The 17,957-nt window shown below is 51.2% G+C and carries 17 protein-coding genes; 6 read left to right on the top strand and 11 right to left on the bottom strand.

Annotation, left to right across the window (positions count from 1 at the left end; genetic code table 11):
• The 8 genes from rsxG to blr all read right to left on the bottom strand — a co-directional run bounded on the left by rsxG (position 1) and on the right by blr (position 6,274).
• Positions 1 to 621: an electron transport complex subunit RsxG gene (gene rsxG, locus QUE74_RS11090; protein ID WP_000920799.1), complete on the bottom strand. Its 621-nt coding sequence runs from the start codon at positions 619 to 621 to the stop codon at positions 1 to 3.
• Between the two features lie 3 nt (positions 622 to 624).
• Positions 625 to 1,683: an electron transport complex subunit RsxD gene (gene rsxD, locus QUE74_RS11085; RefSeq protein WP_000231949.1), complete on the bottom strand. Its 1,059-nt coding sequence runs from the start codon at positions 1,681 to 1,683 to the stop codon at positions 625 to 627.
• Entirely contained in the window at positions 1,684 to 3,906 is a 2,223-nt protein-coding gene (rsxC, locus tag QUE74_RS11080) for an electron transport complex subunit RsxC (RefSeq protein ID WP_000915806.1), read from the bottom strand. It abuts the gene before it with no gap.
• Positions 3,899 to 4,477 (bottom strand): electron transport complex subunit RsxB, encoded by a 579-nt coding sequence (gene rsxB, locus QUE74_RS11075; RefSeq protein ID WP_000991806.1) that lies wholly within the window; start codon positions 4,475 to 4,477, stop codon positions 3,899 to 3,901. Before rsxB ends, rsxC begins: the two co-directional genes overlap by 8 nt.
• Complete coding sequence (rsxA, locus tag QUE74_RS11070; RefSeq protein ID WP_000133193.1) at positions 4,477 to 5,058, bottom strand: electron transport complex subunit RsxA; 582 nt, start codon at positions 5,056 to 5,058, stop codon at positions 4,477 to 4,479. Before rsxA ends, rsxB begins: the two co-directional genes overlap by 1 nt.
• A gap of 76 nt (positions 5,059 to 5,134) precedes the next feature.
• On the bottom strand, positions 5,135 to 5,575 hold the full coding sequence (locus tag QUE74_RS11065; RefSeq protein ID WP_001306099.1) for a DUF2569 domain-containing protein: 441 nt from the start codon (positions 5,573 to 5,575) through the stop codon (positions 5,135 to 5,137).
• An 85-nt stretch (positions 5,576 to 5,660) separates the two neighbouring features.
• A complete protein-coding gene (ydgT, locus tag QUE74_RS11060; protein WP_000217950.1) occupies positions 5,661 to 5,876 on the bottom strand; it encodes a transcription modulator YdgT in 216 nt (71 codons plus the stop codon).
• 272 nt (positions 5,877 to 6,148) lie between these two features.
• Positions 6,149 to 6,274: a division septum protein Blr gene (gene blr, locus QUE74_RS11055; RefSeq protein ID WP_024166213.1), complete on the bottom strand. Its 126-nt coding sequence runs from the start codon at positions 6,272 to 6,274 to the stop codon at positions 6,149 to 6,151.
• A gap of 242 nt (positions 6,275 to 6,516) precedes the next feature.
• Between blr and QUE74_RS11050 the strand changes: the two genes are divergently transcribed.
• Complete coding sequence (locus tag QUE74_RS11050; RefSeq protein WP_001282495.1) at positions 6,517 to 7,557, top strand: oxidoreductase; 1,041 nt, start codon at positions 6,517 to 6,519, stop codon at positions 7,555 to 7,557.
• A gap of 35 nt (positions 7,558 to 7,592) precedes the next feature.
• Here the strand turns inward: QUE74_RS11050 and add are convergent, their stop codons facing one another.
• The 3 genes from add to malX form a co-directional block, all read right to left on the bottom strand.
• A complete protein-coding gene (gene add, locus QUE74_RS11045; protein ID WP_000567509.1) occupies positions 7,593 to 8,594 on the bottom strand; it encodes an adenosine deaminase in 1,002 nt (333 codons plus the stop codon).
• A gap of 103 nt (positions 8,595 to 8,697) precedes the next feature.
• Positions 8,698 to 9,870, bottom strand: coding sequence for a bifunctional maltose regulon transcriptional repressor/cystathionine beta-lyase MalY (gene malY, locus QUE74_RS11040; protein WP_000459356.1), 1,173 nt, complete (start codon positions 9,868 to 9,870; stop codon positions 8,698 to 8,700).
• A 9-nt stretch (positions 9,871 to 9,879) separates the two neighbouring features.
• Positions 9,880 to 11,472, bottom strand: a complete 1,593-nt coding sequence (malX, locus tag QUE74_RS11035; protein WP_000125609.1) for a PTS maltose transporter subunit IICB — start codon at positions 11,470 to 11,472, stop codon at positions 9,880 to 9,882.
• Positions 11,473 to 11,646: 174 nt separating this feature from the next.
• Here malX and malI point away from each other — a divergent pair, with 174 nt between their 5' ends.
• The 5 genes from malI (at position 11,647) to uidB (ending at position 17,942) form a co-directional block, all read left to right on the top strand.
• Positions 11,647 to 12,675 carry a mal regulon transcriptional regulator MalI gene (gene malI / locus QUE74_RS11030; RefSeq protein WP_000179506.1) on the top strand — a complete coding sequence of 343 codons (1,029 nt, stop codon included), beginning with the start codon at positions 11,647 to 11,649 and terminating at the stop codon, positions 12,673 to 12,675.
• A 111-nt stretch (positions 12,676 to 12,786) separates the two neighbouring features.
• Complete coding sequence (gene hdhA, locus QUE74_RS11025; RefSeq protein ID WP_000483371.1) at positions 12,787 to 13,554, top strand: 7-alpha-hydroxysteroid dehydrogenase; 768 nt, start codon at positions 12,787 to 12,789, stop codon at positions 13,552 to 13,554.
• 228 nt (positions 13,555 to 13,782) lie between these two features.
• Positions 13,783 to 14,373, top strand: coding sequence for a DNA-binding transcriptional regulator UidR (gene uidR, locus QUE74_RS11020; RefSeq protein ID WP_000969092.1), 591 nt, complete (start codon positions 13,783 to 13,785; stop codon positions 14,371 to 14,373).
• Between the two features lie 387 nt (positions 14,374 to 14,760).
• On the top strand, positions 14,761 to 16,572 hold the full coding sequence (gene uidA, locus QUE74_RS11015) for a beta-glucuronidase (RefSeq protein WP_000945915.1): 1,812 nt from the start codon (positions 14,761 to 14,763) through the stop codon (positions 16,570 to 16,572).
• Positions 16,569 to 17,942 (top strand): glucuronide transporter, encoded by a 1,374-nt coding sequence (gene uidB / locus QUE74_RS11010; RefSeq protein WP_001075843.1) that lies wholly within the window; start codon positions 16,569 to 16,571, stop codon positions 17,940 to 17,942. The genes uidA and uidB overlap by 4 nt, the downstream gene beginning before the upstream one ends.
• Positions 17,943 to 17,957: the final 15 nt, after the last annotated feature.

Raw genomic sequence — 17,957 nt, 5'->3', positions numbered from 1 at the left:
TTATTCTCCACAGGCAGGAAGTTGAGAAAGTTGTGACGGTAACGTCTGAGCGTACAATCCGGCGCGTTTTACCGCATTAACCACCGCGCGGGGAGTAATCGTCGCGCCGGTGAACTGGTCGAAATCACCACCATCTTTCTTCACCGCCCAGTGCGCATCATCCGCACCACTGATTTTTTTACCCGCAAAATGGGTGATCCAGTCAGAAAGGCGCAGTTCGATTTTATCGCCAAGCCCTGGCGTTTCGTGGTGCTCTGTCACGCGCGTGCCAAGTACCGTGCCGTTAAAATCGGCTCCCACCAGCAGCTGAATCGCACCGGAATAGCCATCTGGCGCGGTTGTTTCCAGAACGGCGGCTACCGGTTTGTCATCCTGTTTGGCGATGTAAACCCGATGCTCACCTTTACCTAACTCTGGCGCAGTTACCAGATAGCAACTCTGTGCCAGCGCATTGTTATAGCGTTCGGCTGGCAGCACCTGATCAAATAACGCCTTTTGTTGCAGACTGGCCTGTTCAGCAATCGTCGTTTTGGTCATCTGGTTGATGGCCGCAGTTAACCCTGTTGAGCCCGCTGCAAATAGCGCCAACGTAATGCCGTGTTTTCGGATAGTTTTCAGCATGGTTTACCCTTTGCGATGGCCGTAGACGCGCGGACGCGTGTAGTAATCGATCAGAGGAACCGTGATGTTCGCCAGCAGGACGGCAAAAGCCACGCCGTCAGGATAGCCGCCGAAACTGCGGATCAACCAGACTAATAAGCCCGCCAGCGCGCCGAAAATAAGACGACCACGATTGGTCGTAGAAGCGGTAACCGGGTCAGTCAAAATAAAGAATGCGCCGAGCATGGTCGCTCCAGACAGCAGATGAATTTGCGGTGCTGCCAGTGTTTCTGGTGAGAACAACCAGCCCAACGTTGCGCATAACGCCAGCGTTACTAAGAAGCTGAGGGGAATATGCCAGCGAATCGCTTTCTGCCACAGCAACCATACGCCGCCAGCCAGCCAGGCGAGATTTACCCATTGCCAACCAACGCCCGCCAGCATACCGCTGTAGATCGGATATTGCATAATCTGTTCAACCGAATGACCGGCACGGACAGAGGTTTTAAATGTATCCAGCGGTGTTGCCTGACTTATGCCATCAATACCTAAGCGTAGCGTGTTCATATCACCACCACTGGCGGTATGTCCGCTGAAAATAACCTGTATGGCGTCGATAAAACCAGGGATGTTGACCGCAATTTCATGTGGCGGTAACCAGCTGGTCATCTGCACCGGGAAGGAGATCAGTAAGACCACATAACCAATCATTGCCGGATTAAACGGGTTTTGCCCCAGACCGCCATACAACTGTTTAGCGATGATCACCGCAAACACCGTACCCAGCACGACCATCCACCACGGCGCGAGGGGGGGAATACTTACCGCCAGCAATAAGCCTGTCAGCATTGCTGAGTTGTCTTTCAACGTTGCGGCTACTGATTGCTTGCGTAGTTTGAGTACGAGAGCTTCGGCTAACAGAGCACTGACCGACGCCAACAGGATCTGAACGAGAGTACCCCAACCAAAAAACCACAGTTGCGCTGCGATTCCTGGCACGGCTGCGAGCAACACCAACAGCATAATGCGCGATGTTTGGCGCTGGTTATGGGTATAAGGGGAGCTAGCTATTCTGAATACCATTTAGTCCTCGTTTACAACCTTTTGCTGGGCGGCTTTTTTGGCCTGAACGCGGGCAATAGCCGCGGCAACTGCCGCTTTGCGCGGATCAACCTGTTCTTCTGGTACCGCATTAGCCTGTTGCTGTTCCAGCTTGCGTGCTTTGGCGCGGGCAATAGCCGCTTCGACGGCAGCTTTGCGCGGATCAACCTGTTCTTCTGGCTCCGCATTAGCCTGTTGCTGTTCCAGTTTGCGCGCTTTGGCACGGGCAATAGCGGCTTCGACGGCAGCTTTGCGCGGATCGACCTGTTGTTCTGGTTCCGCATTAGCCTGTTGCTGTTCCAGCTTGCGTGCTTTGGCACGGGCAATAGCGGCTTCGACGGCGGCTTTGCGCGGATCGACCTGTTGTTCTGGTTCGGCATTAGCCTGTTGCTGTTCCAGCTTGCGTGCTTTGGCACGGGCAATCGCGGCTTCGACGGCGGATTTGCGCGGATCAACCTGTTCTTCTGGCTCCGCATTAGCCTGTTGCTGCTCCAGCTTGCGCGCTTTGGCGCGGGCGATAGCGGCTTCAACTGCGGTTTTACGTGGATCAGCAACGGTTGCTGCGTCGTTAGTTTGCTGCAGTTCTGCCTGTTTCGCTCTGGCTTGCGCTTTACGGGCTTCCCGTGCTGCAATAATTGCACTGTTATCCGGGCGTTCGCCCGCTTTAATCACAATAGGCTGTGTAGCCTGGGCCTGTTTCTCTTTCACCCGCGCCAGAGCGGCAGCAATCGCATCTTTATCTTTGGCTGCAGGTTGAACGGCTGCGCTCTTATGTCGTTCAAGGCGAGCCGCTTTTTCGCGCTCCAGACGAGCCTGGCGCGCTTCGAAACGCGCTTTGGCTTCTGCGGCGCGCTTTTCTTCCTGACGAATAGCCGCAATTTCAGCTTTTTCCTGACGGAAATATTGCACCAGGGGAATATTGCTCGGGCAAACCCACGCGCAAGCCCCACATTCAATGCAGTCGGCAATGTTATGCGTGGTGGCTTTATCGTGTTGCTGACCTTTGCTGAACCAGTACAACTGTTGCGGCAAAAGATCCGCAGGGCAGGCGTCAGCACAGGCGCTACAACGGATGCAATTTTGTTCTTCCTGTGGTTCGCCAAGCTCATTGGCAGAGGGAGCCAACAGACAGTTGGTAATCTTTACGACCGGGACATCCAGCCATGGCAAGGTAAAGCCCATTAGCGGGCCGCCCATAATCACCATTTGATCGGCAGAGGGGCAGAATCCGGCATCATTCAATAAATGACGCACTGGCGTACCCAGCCGTGCCCAGACGTTGCCCGGGCGTGCGATTGCTTCGCCAGTCAGGGTCACGACACGCTCAGTAATCGGTTCGCCATCGATAACGGCACGTTTCACTGCATAAGCAGTGCCGACGTTTTGCATTAATACGCCGATATCGGATGAACGCCCGCCATGTGGAACCTGCTTCCCGGTTAGAATGTAGGTTAATTGTTTAGCACCGCCAGAAGGATATTTGGTTGGAATCACCCGCAGAGAAATATCGTGAGAGTCCGCCAGCACCGCGCGCAGCATGGAAATCGCCTGCGGTTTGTTATCTTCAATGCCGATAAGAATTTCGCGTGGCTGCAGAATATGCGCAAGAATGCGAATACCCTCTACGACCTGAGCCGCGCAATCCTGCATCAAACGGTCATCGGCGGTAATGTACGGCTCGCACTCAGCAGCGTTGATAATCAACGTTTCAATCTTATCTCCGCCGCCCTGCAATTTAACGCCTGTCGGGAATCCCGCACCACCCAGCCCGGCAACACCAAACTGATGAATGCGCTCGATTAACTCTTCGCGACTGCGAGAGCGATAATCGTCCCAGCCGTCGCGCGGGATCCAGCAGTCTTCGCCATCGGCATCAATAATCACGCTTAATTCAGCTAAAGCTGAAGGATGAGCCGTAGAGTGGGGCGCAATAGCCGTAACGGTACCCGAGGTGGGCGCGTGAACTGGCAGCATTTTGCCGCGTCCACGGGTAAGCGGCTGGCCGCGCAATACTTTATCACCGACGCTAACGCACAATTCACCTTCAGCGCCAATATGTTGTTTCAGTGGTATGACAAAACGCTGCGCCAGTGGTACCTGGCGCAGGGGCGTACCGTTGGACTGGGTTTTCATCTCCGGTGGATGGATGCCGCCGTTGAAATCCCAGATTTTATTTTTTCTGAATGCAGAGAATAACTTAAGCATGGTGTTCCACGGGAATGATACGCACGGGAATGGTGTTCAGATCCCATTTCCAGGAGTCAGGTGTTTCTGCAACCGGTTGCAACGAGATGCAGTGCGTCGGGCACGGATCAACACATAAATTGCAGCCCGTACAGAGATCACTCATTACCGTATGCATGGCGCGGGTAGCACCAACGATGGCGTCTACCGGACACGCCTGAATACATTTAGTGCAGCCAATACAGTTATTTTCATCAATAAACGCCACCATCCGCGCAGGCGTTAGCTCTTGCGCTTCGCCATCCAGCGGCTGTGGCTCGACATTAAGCAACTCAGCAATTTTTAGCATCACAGCTTCGCCACCTGGGGCGCAGCGGTTAATTTTTTCACCGTTACAGCTGATGGCTTCCGCGTAGGGGCGACAGCCGGGATAACCGCATTGACCACACTGGCTCTGCGGTAAGATTTCGTCAATTTTCTCAACGACCGGATCGTCTTCCACCGCAAAACGGCGGGAGGCATAACCCAGAATGGCGCCAAACGCCAGGCCCAGCAGGCTCACGGCGGCAACGGCAATCCAGATAGCATTCATTACAACTTCACCAAACCACTAAAGCCCATAAAGGCCAGAGACATAAGACCTGCGGTAATTAACGCAATGGCATTACCGCGAAAAGGTGCCGGGACATCAGCCACAGCAAGGCGTTCGCGGATGGCGGCGAAGAGCACCATCACCAGCGAGAAACCGACAGCGGCGGAAAAACCGTACAGCGCCGACTGCAAGAAATTGTGCCCGAGATTGATATTCAGCAACGCCACGCCGAGCACTGCACAGTTGGTGGTGATAAGCGGCAAAAAAATCCCCAGCAGACGGTAAAGCACCGGGCTGGTTTTGCGCACCACCATCTCGGTGAACTGCACAACCACAGCAATTACCAGAATAAACGCCAGGGTGCGCAGGTAAATCAGATTAAGCGGGATCAAAATCCACGTATCGATAAGCCAGGCGCAAATAGACGCCAGCGTCATCACAAACGTTGTAGCCAGCCCCATGCCCATCGCGGTTTCCAGCTTTTTGGAAACCCCCATAAACGGACAGAGACCGAGAAACTTGACCAGTACAAAGTTATTGACCAGTACAGTTCCGACAAACAGTAACAGGTAGTCAGTCATTTTTCGGCCTGAAATAAAAAAGCCGCCTATTATCCGTTAATCCAGAGCAGGCGACAACAGGTTAACTGTAAGGTTATTACGGATTCACAAACGTCGCTTTCACCCGCGACGAGCGTTTAAAATAAGGGACGATCAATGCGGTTGCCAACAAAGTAAACAGTAACTGGCGAACGGCTATGCCATCTTCCACGGGTGAAAAAGCGAACGCTTTTACTGCCAGCAATACGGAAATAAGCAGCCAGATAATATAGTGTTTAGGAACACAACGCCGACGTTTAAAGAAAGCGATGGTCAACCACAGTGTGTAATACCACATGGCGATAGCGGTAATAAAAGAAACGCCCCATAAGATTTGTGTCGTCAGTGCTTGTTCGCCGAGCGTTTGAAATGTTTGCGGAGAAGATAACGCAGCGGTATACAGCAACAACGCCAGCGTCGTACTTAACAGAGCGACTAAAAGCCAGGCCAATGGACCAAGCAACCAGCCTCCAATACGTTGTGGCGTTGTGGTGGTCATAGGTTCTCCAGAATAGCGACGCAAACAGGCAAATCTAATTTTAGGGGCGTTATTATAAGGCTTTTATAACCGATCGCTACTTTCTTTATTGGACATAGTGCCAGACGGACTTCGGTACCTGGCCGAGGTCAAACAAACGCCCGCCAGAAACCAGCTCTGCGCGACGGTGATCGGCAGCACGATACATATTGATCAGTTCCTGATCGTCCGTCAGGGTGTAATTAAGATGGTCGTAGAGTTTTTCCAGACTTTCGAGTGAACTGATTTTGCGAAATTTTAATAAGTAGTCCTGAACAGTCATAAAAGGTCCATAAAATAATTAATACCAAAGGGGTAGGTATTATTAGTGATGATAAAATTTCACCAAAAGTGAACGTTTGTATTATTACAATAATAAGAATGCGCTGATGGTAAATATTCAGGGATGAAAAACTGCTCTGAAAAGAGTAACGCGCTTTACTATCCCTGACAATCACCAACAACATCGAACAAGATAATAAATTCCTGGTTTAATATCCGACAAGTTAAAACATGCACCCAGTCGGGCAGCATGTCGCTCTACAAGAGTAGAGCTTACTTGTGTTGTACCGTAGCACTCTGTTCAGGTGGCTGATAGTTGTCAATGTGACTCGCCACGCCAAGAAGAATGACTGAAACGACAAGAACGATCCAACCTGTTAATTCAATAAGACGATTCATTACAGCCCACATCTCTGTTGATTGATCCATTAACTTCAGGGGGTAAATGTTACTTAGCAATAATAGCTCCAGCAAGATTTTTACTGAGGTTTTTGCGATATTTAGCTTTTGTCGTTGGAAAATTCGCTATTTTTTTGACTTAAGTTAAACAACATCCCTTATTGCTGGCAGGTTATTAAACTGTTGAGCGAGGGTAAAGGATAGTGTCAAATAGCCATCATACTTCAATGAGAGGCAATGACATGAGCGACAACATCCGTGTTGGGTTGATTGGGTATGGTTATGCGAGCAAAACCTTCCATGCGCCCCTGATTGCGGGCACGCCCGGGCTGGAACTGGCGGTAATCTCCAGCAGCGATGAAACAAAAGTAAAAGCCGACTGGCCAACGGTTACGGTTGTCTCTGAGCCGAAGCATCTGTTTAACGATCCCAACATAGACCTGATTATCATCCCTACACCCAACGATACCCATTTCCCGTTAGCCAAAGCGGCTCTTGAGGCGGGTAAACATGTGGTCGTTGATAAACCCTTTACCGTGACACTGTCACAAGCGCGAGAGCTGGAAGCGCTGGCAAAAAGCCTGGGGCGTGTGCTGTCTGTATTCCATAACCGTCGCTGGGATAGCGATTTCCTGACGCTTAAAGGTTTGCTCGCGGAAGGCGTACTGGGTGAAGTTGCTTACTTTGAGTCTCATTTTGACCGCTTCCGTCCGCAGGTGCGCGATCGTTGGCGTGAACAGGGCGGCCCTGGCAGTGGTATCTGGTACGATTTAGCACCGCATCTTCTTGATCAGGCCATTACGCTATTTGGTTTACCGGTTAGCATGACGGTAGATTTGGCACAGTTACGGCCCGGAGCGCAGTCGACTGATTATTTCCACGCCATCTTGTCCTATCCGCAGCGGCGAGTCATTTTACACGGTACCATGCTGGCAGCCGCTGAGTCAGCACGGTATATCGTGCATGGATCCCGAGGCAGTTATGTGAAATATGGCCTCGATCCACAGGAAGAACGTCTGAAAAATGGCGAGCGTCTGCCGCAGAAAGACTGGGGCTACGATATGCGTGATGGCGTACTTACCCGCGTGGAAGGTGAGGAACGTGTCGAAGAAACGCTGTTGACCGTGCCGGGGAATTATCCGGCTTACTATGCGGCTATTCGTGATGCGTTAAATGGCGATGGTGAAAATCCGGTTCCGGCAAGTCAGGCAATCCAGGTAATGGAGTTGATTGAGCTGGGCATCGAATCCGCCAAACATCGCGCGACGCTGTGCCTTGCGTGAAAAGAGGATGGTGCAATTAGCACCATCCATTTTTGTTACTTCGCAGCGACTTTTTCTCGCAGTGCGCGTTTTTCCTCTGCGCTGAGGAAAGCCATTTCCAGACCATTAATCTGCGCCTGGCGGATTTGCTCGCGGGATAACCCAGCAGCCGGCGCGGCAACGGTATATTCGTGAATGATATCCACTCCCTGTACGCCGGGATCGTCAGTGTTAATGCTGGCACGAATGCCATGCTCAAGGAACGTTTTCAGCGGATGTGCCGCCAGCTCTGCCACGGTGCTGGTCTGAATATTGGAGGTCAGACAGGATTCAATACCAATTTCCTGCTCGGCGAGAAAATCCATCAGCGCCCGATCTTCAATGGCTTTTACGCCATGTCCAATACGTTCCGCCCCCAGTTCACGAATCGCCTGCCAGATGCTTTCCGGCCCGGCAGCTTCGCCTGCATGGACGGTAATATGCCAGCCCGCATCACGCGCGCGGTTGAAGTGAGAAAGGAACAGACTTCCCGGGAAACCAAGTTCATCACCGGCTAAATCAAGTGCGGTAATCTGGTCACGGTGGGCTAAAAAGGCCTCCAGTTCTTGCTGACAGGCGGCTTCACCGAAGGTCCGGCTCATAATGCCGATAAGCTTCGCCTGCACACCAAAGGTGCGGCAACCTTCACGAACGCCATCGATCACCGCTTCGACAACACCCGCTACAGGCAGCTGATGTGCCATTGCCATGTAGCCCGGTGAAAAACGCAGCTCGACATAGTGCAGGCCGTTACGGGCTGCATCTTCAATGTTTTCAAATGCCACGCGGCGGCAAGCATCAAGAGAGGCGAGAACTTTAACGCCCCAGTCAAGTTTGGTCAGAAAGCTCACAAGATCGGGTTCGTTGGCAATGACCTGAACGTGGGGAATCAGTGTTTCCAGGGATTGTGCAGGAAGCGAGATATTATACTGGCGGCCAAGTTCAAGAATGGTCTGGGGACGAATGTTGCCATCAAGGTGGCGATGGATATCAGTTAATGGCAGGGTGGTATCAATCATGGTCGCACTCTTTTTCTGGATATAAAAGTGCGCACCATTATAAAAACAAAGCAGGGTAAAAATCCACGATTGCGCAACGATTTTTTACGTTGCGCAATTGGGGTTAACGAACAGCGCGGATGGCGTTAATTAATCCAGCAACACCTTTTTCCAGTTTCGAACGTGGGCAGCCGGCATTGAGACGGACAAAACCACGACCTTCTTCACCGTAGGTATACCCCGGCATGATCGCGACCTTCTCTTGCTCGATAAGCGCTTTTTGCAACGCGTTGTCGTCAATATTCAACGGACGTAGATCAAGCCAGGCCAGATAAGTGGATTGCGGGATCTGCCAATTGAGTTCAGGGAACGCGGCGTTCATTTTATCTGCAATATACGTCAGGTTATCTTTCAGATAGACGCGTAAGGCATCCAGCCACGGCGCGCCTTGCTGATAGGCGGCGATATGGGCAGTTAACGCCAGTACTGAAGGGGAAGAAAGGCCATCACGTCCTTTCAGTGCCGATAAATAGGCATCACGGCTGCTGCTATTTTCTATAATCCCGTAAGCACCGGTCAGGGCGGGAATATTGAAACTTTTCGATCCCGACGTTAGCAATGCCCAGTCTCCGCGCGCCACATTACTCCAGGGAATATGCGGCTGCTCGCCCCAAACCATATCCATATGGATTTCATCGGAAATAACCCGCACACCATGACGCTCGCACAGGTCAGCCATGATCTCCAGCTCATCGCACGTCCACACTTTCCCGGTAGGATTCTGTGGGCTACACAGAAGCATAATTTTACATTCTGGTTTCGCCAGCACGGCTTCCAGCTTGCCCATATCGCAAAACCAGCCGTCAGGCTGCTTCTCTAAAGCAACGGGCATTACTGTGCGCTGGTTACCTTCAATGGCCTTATAAAATGCGTCATAGGCGGGTGTGTGGATCACCACGCCTTCACCTTTTTCAGACCACTGACGAATCAGTTCCGAGACCATGTAGATAACAGAAGGGCCATACACCACCGACTGCGTATCAATTGCGGTGTAATGCTGGGTGGAAAACCAGTGGGCAATAGCCGCGAGAAACTCATCGTTTTTCCAGCGGCTGTAGCCAAACACGCCGTGCATCAGGCGATGATTCAGCGCCTCGATAATGCAGGGGGCAGTGGCAAAATCCATGTCTGAAATCGTGAACGGTAACAGGTCAGCAGTGCCGAAACGGTCAGCGACATAATCCCACTGCGTACACCATGTGCCATGACGATCCACGACCTTTGAAAAATCGAACATATCTTATCCTTATGCCTGAACAGTATGCATCAGACCGGCCATTTCATCTTTTACTGACTGAACTTGAGGCCCGATAACAACCTGCAGGTTATGTTGATTAAGTTGTACTACGCCAATTGCCCGATTGTCCTTCAGTGCCTGCACATTAACAAGCGACATATCTTTCACAGACAAACGCAGACGGGTAATGCAGTTATCGAGGCTGACAATATTGTCGGCACCGCCTAAGGCTTCGAGGATTGCCGGAACGTTGTAACCTGATTTACCCGGCGCACCGGCAACGGCTTTTTCGATTGAGCTGGCAACTTCGCTATCGCGCCCCGGGGTTTTCAGATTGAAGCGGGTGATAGCGAAACGGAAGATGACGTAGTAAACGACAAACCAGATTGCCGCCACCACTGGCACCATGTACCACTTGGTTGACAGACCATGCAAAATACCGAACACCACGAAGTCGATGATATTGCCGTCGGTATTACCGATGGTGACGCCGAGCACAGACATGACGGTGAAGCCGAGGCCGGTTAACAGCGCGTGGATGACATACAGAACTGGCGCTACGAACAGGAACAGAAATTCCAGCGGTTCGGTCGTGCCGCCAACGACACAGGCGATCAGGCCAGAAATCAGCAGCCCTTTAATTTTATGGCGATTTTCCGGGCGCGCGCAGTGATACATAGCTAACGCTGCACCTGGCAGACCGCCGAGAAACGCAGGCATTTTGCCTTGCGAAAGGAAACGCGTGGCGCTTTCAGAAAAACCGTGAGTGGTCGGGCAACTCAATTGCGCCTGGAAGATGGTCAGTGCGCCGCTGACGGTTTGACCGCAGACTTCCTGCGTGCCGCCTGCGTCGGTAAAGCGAATTAATGCCACCAGAATGTGATGCAGACCAAACGGCAACAGCAGACGTTCACCGGTACCAAACAGCATCGGTCCGAAATCACCCGCGCTGTTTATCATATGGCCCAAGCCGCTAATACCCATGGCGAAAATCGGCCAGACTAATGGAATCACCAGACCGACAAGGCCCATTACCAGTGAGGAGATGATTGGCACGAAGCGCGTACCGCCGAAGAATGCCAGCGCATCCGGCAGGCGGATATTATGGAAACGCTCATGCAGCATCCAGACGATAATACCGGCGATCACCGCACCGAGGATCCCTGTATCGATCGACTGGATCCCAAGAATGCTCTGAATGTTATTGGCTTTCAGAACCGCGGCGTCCGTGGTTGGCAGAATGCCTTTATTGGTCAACCAGAAGTTTACCGCGAGATTCATTACCGCATAACCGACAAAGCCAGCAAATGCCGCTACACCTTTGTTTTCGCGTGCCAGGCCCAGCGGGATGGCGATACAGAACATGACTGGCAGGAAACTAAAAGCAAACGAGCCAATCTTACTCATCCAGGTAAAGATAGCCTGCAACACGGGGTTGCCCAGGACCGGGATCAGGGTGATGACATCATGGCTGCTAAGAGAACTACCAATGCCGAGCATAATGCCGCAGAACGACAATAATGCCACGGGTAGCATGAAGGTTTTGCCTAACTGCTGGAAGAACTCCCACAGTGTGACTTTCGGTGCTGTTTTCGCCGTCATAAAACGACTCCTCGTAGAGAACAATCTGGATTCAGTAAATTGCGCGAGAAGATAAAACGTTTTATCAAATTTTAGTGAGGCACAAATCACATTACGCAACGATAATAGCGGGTATAAGATAAATAAAAGGTAAAACGTTTTATCTGTCACATAATCAGGGAGTAGGTCATCTGCATGGCTACCGCCAAAAAAATAACCATTCATGATGTTGCGCTGGCTGCGGGCGTGTCGGTAAGTACCGTTTCGCTGGTGCTAAGTGGCAAAGGGCGAATCTCTACCGCCACAGGAGAACGTGTTAACGCCGCCATTGAAGAGCTGGGATTTGTGCGCAATCGTCAGGCGTCGGCGCTGCGCGGCGGGCAAAGCGGCGTCATTGGTTTGATCGTCCGTGATTTATCTGCGCCGTTTTACGCCGAATTAACGGCCGGATTGACGGAAGCTCTGGAAGCGCAGGGACGGATGGTTTTTTTGCTTCACGGCGGTAAAGACGGCGAGCAGCTGGCACAACGGTTTTCACTGTTACTGAATCAGGGGGTCGATGGTGTGGTAATTGCCGGGGCTGCAGGAAGCAGCGATGACCTGCGACGGATGGCAGAAGAAAAAGCTATCCCGGTGATTTTCGCTTCCCGTGCCAGTTATCTTGATGATGTTGATACGGTTCGCCCGGATAACATGCAGGCTGCACAGTTGTTGACGGAGCATCTCATTCGCAATGGGCATCAGCGTATCGCCTGGCTGGGAGGGAAAAGTTCCTCATTAACCCGGGCAGAGCGGGTGGGGGGCTATTGTGCAACTCTACTAAAATTTGGCCTGCCGTTTCACAGCGATTGGGTGTTGGAGTGCACTTCCAGCCAGAAGCAAGCCGCGGAAGCTATCACGGCGCTTTTACGTCATAACCCGACCATCAGTGCTGTGGTTTGCTATAACGAAACTATTGCGATGGGGGCATGGTTTGGTTTGCTGAAAGCAGGGCGGCAAAGCGGGGAAAGCGGAGTCGATCGTTACTTTGAACAACAGGTTTCGTTGGCGGCATTTACCGATGCAACGCCAACCACACTTGATGATATACCTGTTACCTGGGCCAGCACGCCAGCGCGGGAACTTGGTACCACACTTGCGGATTGCATGATGCAAAAAATCACTCATGAAGAGGCGCATTCACGCAATCTTATTATTCCCGCCCGGCTCATTGCGCCGAAATAATCCTCTCTTTATCTGCTATACCTGGTAGTGTCCTTTCCTCAAGGTTAATGATAAAAAATGTGGCACACAGGCGGTGCCTTTTATTTTTACTGAAGTTCACAGGAGGTTTATGTGTTTAATTCTGACAACCTGAGACTCGACGGAAAATGCGCCATCATCACAGGTGCGGGTGCAGGTATTGGTAAAGAAATCGCCATTACATTCGCGACAGCTGGCGCATCTGTGGTGGTCAGTGATATTAACGCCGATGCAGCTAATCATGTTGTAGATGAAATTCAACAACTGGGTGGTCAGGCATTTGCCTGGCGTTGTGATATTACTTCCGAACAGGAACTCTCTGCACTGGCAGACTTTGCCGTCAGTAAGCTGGGTAAAGTTGATATCCTGGTTAACAACGCCGGTGGCGGTGGTCCTAAACCGTTTGATATGCCAATGGCGGATTTTCGCCGTGCTTATGAACTGAATGTGTTTTCTTTTTTCCATCTGTCACAACTTGTTGCGCCAGAAATGGAAAAAAATGGCGGTGGCGTTATTCTGACCATTACTTCTATGGCGGCAGAAAATAAAAATATCAACATGACCTCCTATGCGTCATCTAAAGCTGCGGCCAGTCATCTGGTCAGAAATATGGCGTTTGACCTGGGTGAAAAAAATATTCGGGTGAATGGCATTGCGCCGGGGGCAATATTAACCGATGCCCTGAAATCCGTTATTACCCCAGAAATTGAACAGAAAATGTTGCAACACACACCAATCAGACGTCTGGGCCAACCGCAAGATATTGCTAACGCGGCGCTGTTCCTTTGCTCGCCTGCAGCCAGCTGGGTAAGCGGACAAATTCTCACCGTCTCCGGTGGTGGGGTACAGGAGCTCAATTAATACACTAACGAACCGGTAAACAGCCGTATGTGTTGTTTACCGGGATAGCGTGTGCAACTCGTCAACGTCTCTGCTAAACAACTGGCAGCCAAATCACGGCTATTGGTTAACCAATATCTGGATAAAAAGCTTACGAATTGAGTGTGCCTTCGCACTATTCAACAGCAATGATAGGCGCTCACCTGACAAACCGGTAAACTAGTTATTCACGCTAACTATAATGGTTTAATGATGGATAACATGCAGACTGAAGCACAACCGACACGGACCCGGATCCTCAATGCTGCCAGAGAGATTTTTTCAGAAAATGGATTTCACAGTGCCTCGATGAAAGCCATCTGTAAATCCTGCGCCATTAGTCCCGGGACGCTCTATCACCATTTCATCTCCAAAGAAGCCTTGATTCAGGCGATTATCTTACAGGACCAGGAGAGGGCGCTGGCCCGTTTCCGGGAACCGATTGAAGGGATTCATTTCGTTGACTATATGGTCGAGTCTATTGTCTCTCTCACCCATGAGGCCTTTGGGCAACGGGCGCTGGTGGTCGAAATTATGGCGGAAGGGATGCGTAACCCACAGGTCGCCGCCATGCTTAAAAATAAGCATATGACGATCACGGAATTTGTTGCCCAGCGGATGCGTGATGCCCAGCAAAAAGGCGAGATAAGCCCAGACATCAACACGGCAATGACTTCACGTTTACTGCTGGATCTGACCTACGGTGTACTGGCCGATATCGAAGCGGAAGATCTGGCGCGTGAAGCGTCGTTTGCTCAGGGATTACGCGCGATGATTGGCGGTATATTAACCGCATCCTGATCCTCTCTCTTTCCGCGGGCTGGTGACAACTGAGCCCGCGTTTCATATCGTAATTTCTCTGTGCAAAAATCATCCTTCCAGGGATCGGAGAATCCCACCTAAATATTCATCGTAGCAATATATCATGAGGGTTTATCGCTCACAATATGTTCGAACGAACGTTCGATTGCTTATTTTGTGGCTTCTGTCAACGCTGTTTTAAAGATTAATGCGATCAATATCACGCTGTGGGTATTGCAGTTTTTGGTTTTTTGATCGCGGTGTCAGTTCTTTTTATTTCCATTTCTCTTCCATGGGTTTCTCACAGATAACTGTGTGCAACACAGAATTGGTTAACTAATCAGATTAAAGGTTGACCAGTATTTTTATCTTAATGAGGAGTCCCTTATGTTACGTCCTGTAGAAACCCCAACCCGTGAAATCAAAAAACTCGACGGCCTGTGGGCATTCAGTCTGGATCGCGAAAACTGTGGAATTGATCAGCGTTGGTGGGAAAGCGCGTTACAAGAAAGCCGGGCAATTGCTGTGCCGGGCAGTTTTAACGATCAGTTCGCCGATGCAGATATTCGTAATTATGTGGGCAACGTCTGGTATCAGCGCGAAGTCTTTATACCGAAAGGTTGGGCAGGCCAGCGTATCGTGCTGCGTTTCGATGCGGTCACTCATTACGGCAAAGTGTGGGTAAATAATCAGGAAGTGATGGAGCATCAGGGCGGCTATACGCCATTTGAAGCCGATGTCACGCCGTATGTTATTGCCGGGAAAAGTGTACGTATCACTGTTTGTGTGAACAACGAACTGAACTGGCAGACTATCCCGCCGGGAATGGTGATTACCGATGAAAACGGCAAGAAAAAGCAGTCTTACTTTCATGATTTCTTTAACTACGCCGGGATCCATCGCAGCGTAATGCTCTACACCACGCCGAATACCTGGGTGGACGATATCACCGTGGTGACGCATGTCGCGCAAGACTGTAACCACGCGTCTGTTGACTGGCAGGTGGTGGCAAATGGTGATGTCAGCGTTGAACTGCGTGATGCGGATCAACAGGTGGTTGCAACTGGACAAGGCACCAGCGGGACTTTGCAAGTGGTGAATCCGCACCTCTGGCAACCGGGTGAAGGTTATCTCTATGAACTGTGCGTCACAGCCAAAAGCCAGACAGAGTGTGATATCTACCCGCTGCGCGTCGGCATCCGGTCAGTGGCAGTGAAGGGCGAGCAGTTCCTGATTAACCACAAACCGTTCTATTTTACTGGCTTTGGTCGTCATGAAGATGCGGATTTGCGTGGCAAAGGATTCGATAACGTGCTGATGGTGCACGATCACGCATTAATGGACTGGATTGGGGCCAACTCCTACCGTACCTCGCATTACCCTTACGCTGAAGAGATGCTCGACTGGGCAGATGAACATGGCATCGTGGTGATTGATGAAACTGCAGCTGTAGGCTTTAACCTCTCTTTAGGCATTGGTTTCGAAGCGGGCAACAAGCCGAAAGAACTGTACAGCGAAGAGGCAGTCAACGGAGAAACCCAGCAGGCGCACTTACAGGCGATTAAAGAGCTGATTGCGCGTGACAAAAACCACCCAAGCGTGGTGATGTGGAGTATTGCCAACGAACCGGATACCCGTCCGCAAGGTGCACGGGAATATTTCGCGCCACTGGCGGAAGCAACGCGTAAACTCGACCCGACGCGTCCGATCACCTGCGTCAATGTAATGTTCTGCGACGCTCACACCGATACCATCAGCGATCTCTTTGATGTGCTGTGTCTGAACCGTTATTACGGTTGGTATGTCCAAAGCGGCGATTTGGAAACGGCAGAGAAGGTACTGGAAAAAGAACTGCTGGCCTGGCAGGAGAAACTGCATCAGCCGATTATCATCACCGAATACGGCGTGGATACGTTAGCCGGGCTGCACTCAATGTACACCGACATGTGGAGTGAAGAGTATCAGTGTGCATGGCTGGATATGTATCACCGCGTCTTTGATCGAGTCAGCGCAGTCGTCGGTGAACAGGTATGGAATTTCGCCGATTTTGCGACCTCACAAGGCATATTGCGCGTTGGCGGTAACAGGAAAGGGATCTTCACCCGCGACCGCAAACCGAAGTCGGCGGCTTTTCTGCTGCAAAAACGCTGGACTGGCATGAACTTCGGTGAAAAACCGCAGCAGGGAGGCAAACAATGAATCAACAACTCTCCTGGCGCACCATCGTCGGCTACAGCCTCGGTGACGTCGCCAATAACTTCGCCTTCGCAATGGGGGCGCTCTTCCTGTTGAGTTACTACACCGACGTCGCTGGCATCGGTGCCGCTGCGGCGGGCACCATGCTGTTACTGGTGCGGGTATTCGATGCCTTCGCCGACGTCTTTGCCGGACGAGTGGTGGACAGTGTGAATACCCGCTGGGGAAAATTCCGCCCGTTTTTACTCTTCGGTACTGCGCCGTTAATGATCTTCAGTGTGCTGGTATTCTGGGTGCCGACCGACTGGAGCCATAGCAGCAAAGTAGTGTATGCATATTTGACCTACATGGGCCTCGGGCTTTGCTACAGCCTGGTGAATATTCCTTATGGTTCACTTGCTACCGCGATGACCCAACAACCACAATCCCGCGCCCGTCTGGGCGCGGCTCGCGGGATTGCCGCTTCATTGACCTTTGTCTGTCTGGCATTTCTGATAGGACCGAGCATTAAGAACTCCAGTCCGGAAGAGATGGTGTCGGTATACCATTTCTGGACGATTGTGCTGGCGATTGCCGGAATGGTGCTTTACTTCATCTGCTTCAAATCGACGCGTGAGAATGTGGTACGTATCGTGGCGCAGCCGTCATTGAAGATCAGTCTGCAAAACCTGAAACGGAATCGCCCGCTGTTTATGTTGTGCATCGGTGCGCTGTGTGTGCTGATTTCGACCTTCGCGGTCAGCGCCTCGTCGTTGTTCTACGTGCGCTATGTGTTAAATGATACCGGGCTGTTCACTGTGCTGGTACTGGTGCAAAACTTGGTCGGTACTGTGGCATCGGCACCGCTGGTGCCGGGGATGGTCGCGAGGATCGGTAAAAAGAATACCTTCCTGATTGGCGCTTTGCTGGGAACCTGCGGTTATCTGCTGTTCTTCTGGGTTTCGGTCTGGTCACTGCCGGTGGCGTTGGTTGCGTTGGCCATCGCTTCAATTGGTCAGGGCGTTACCATGACCGTGATGTGGGCACTGGAAGCTGATACTGTGGAATACGGTGAATACCTGACCGGCGTGCGAATAGAAGGGCTCACCTATTCACTATTCTCATTTACCCGTAAATGCGGTCAGGCAATCGGAGGTTCGATTCCTGCCTTTATTTTGGGATTAAGCGGATATATTGCCAATCAGGTGCAAACGCCGGAAGTTATTATGGGCATCCGCACATCAATTGCCTTAGTACCTTGCGGATTTATGCTGCTGGCATTCGTCATTATCTGGTTTTATCCTCTCACGGATAAAAAATTCAAAGAAATCGTGGTTGAAATTGATAATCGTAAAAAAATGCAACAGCAATTAATCAGCGATATCACTAATTAATATTCAATAAAAATA

Origin of the sequence: Escherichia sp. 10290 (genome assembly GCF_030295155.1) — a bacterium.
Taxonomy (GTDB): domain Bacteria; phylum Pseudomonadota; class Gammaproteobacteria; order Enterobacterales; family Enterobacteriaceae; genus Escherichia; species Escherichia coli_F.
This window is presented reverse-complemented; position numbering and strand designations above follow the sequence as displayed.

What these genes read in the sequence shown, in the direction of transcription:
- rsxG (WP_000920799.1), bottom strand. Translation starts at nt 621, where the DNA reads ATGCTGAAAACTATCCGAAAACACGGCATTACGTTGGCGCTATTTGCA.
- rsxD (WP_000231949.1), bottom strand. Translation starts at nt 1,683, where the DNA reads ATGGTATTCAGAATAGCTAGCTCCCCTTATACCCATAACCAGCGCCAA.
- rsxC (WP_000915806.1), bottom strand. Translation starts at nt 3,906, where the DNA reads ATGCTTAAGTTATTCTCTGCATTCAGAAAAAATAAAATCTGGGATTTC.
- rsxB (WP_000991806.1), bottom strand. Translation starts at nt 4,477, where the DNA reads ATGAATGCTATCTGGATTGCCGTTGCCGCCGTGAGCCTGCTGGGCCTG.
- rsxA (WP_000133193.1), bottom strand. Translation starts at nt 5,058, where the DNA reads ATGACTGACTACCTGTTACTGTTTGTCGGAACTGTACTGGTCAATAAC.
- QUE74_RS11065 (WP_001306099.1), bottom strand. Translation starts at nt 5,575, where the DNA reads ATGACCACCACAACGCCACAACGTATTGGAGGCTGGTTGCTTGGTCCA.
- ydgT (WP_000217950.1), bottom strand. Translation starts at nt 5,876, where the DNA reads ATGACTGTTCAGGACTACTTATTAAAATTTCGCAAAATCAGTTCACTC.
- blr (WP_024166213.1), bottom strand. Translation starts at nt 6,274, where the DNA reads ATGAATCGTCTTATTGAATTAACAGGTTGGATCGTTCTTGTCGTTTCA.
- QUE74_RS11050 (WP_001282495.1), top strand. Translation starts at nt 6,517, where the DNA reads ATGAGCGACAACATCCGTGTTGGGTTGATTGGGTATGGTTATGCGAGC.
- add (WP_000567509.1), bottom strand. Translation starts at nt 8,594, where the DNA reads ATGATTGATACCACCCTGCCATTAACTGATATCCATCGCCACCTTGAT.
- malY (WP_000459356.1), bottom strand. Translation starts at nt 9,870, where the DNA reads ATGTTCGATTTTTCAAAGGTCGTGGATCGTCATGGCACATGGTGTACG.
- malX (WP_000125609.1), bottom strand. Translation starts at nt 11,472, where the DNA reads ATGACGGCGAAAACAGCACCGAAAGTCACACTGTGGGAGTTCTTCCAG.
- malI (WP_000179506.1), top strand. Translation starts at nt 11,647, where the DNA reads ATGGCTACCGCCAAAAAAATAACCATTCATGATGTTGCGCTGGCTGCG.
- uidR (WP_000969092.1), top strand. Translation starts at nt 13,783, where the DNA reads ATGATGGATAACATGCAGACTGAAGCACAACCGACACGGACCCGGATC.
- uidA (WP_000945915.1), top strand. Translation starts at nt 14,761, where the DNA reads ATGTTACGTCCTGTAGAAACCCCAACCCGTGAAATCAAAAAACTCGAC.
- uidB (WP_001075843.1), top strand. Translation starts at nt 16,569, where the DNA reads ATGAATCAACAACTCTCCTGGCGCACCATCGTCGGCTACAGCCTCGGT.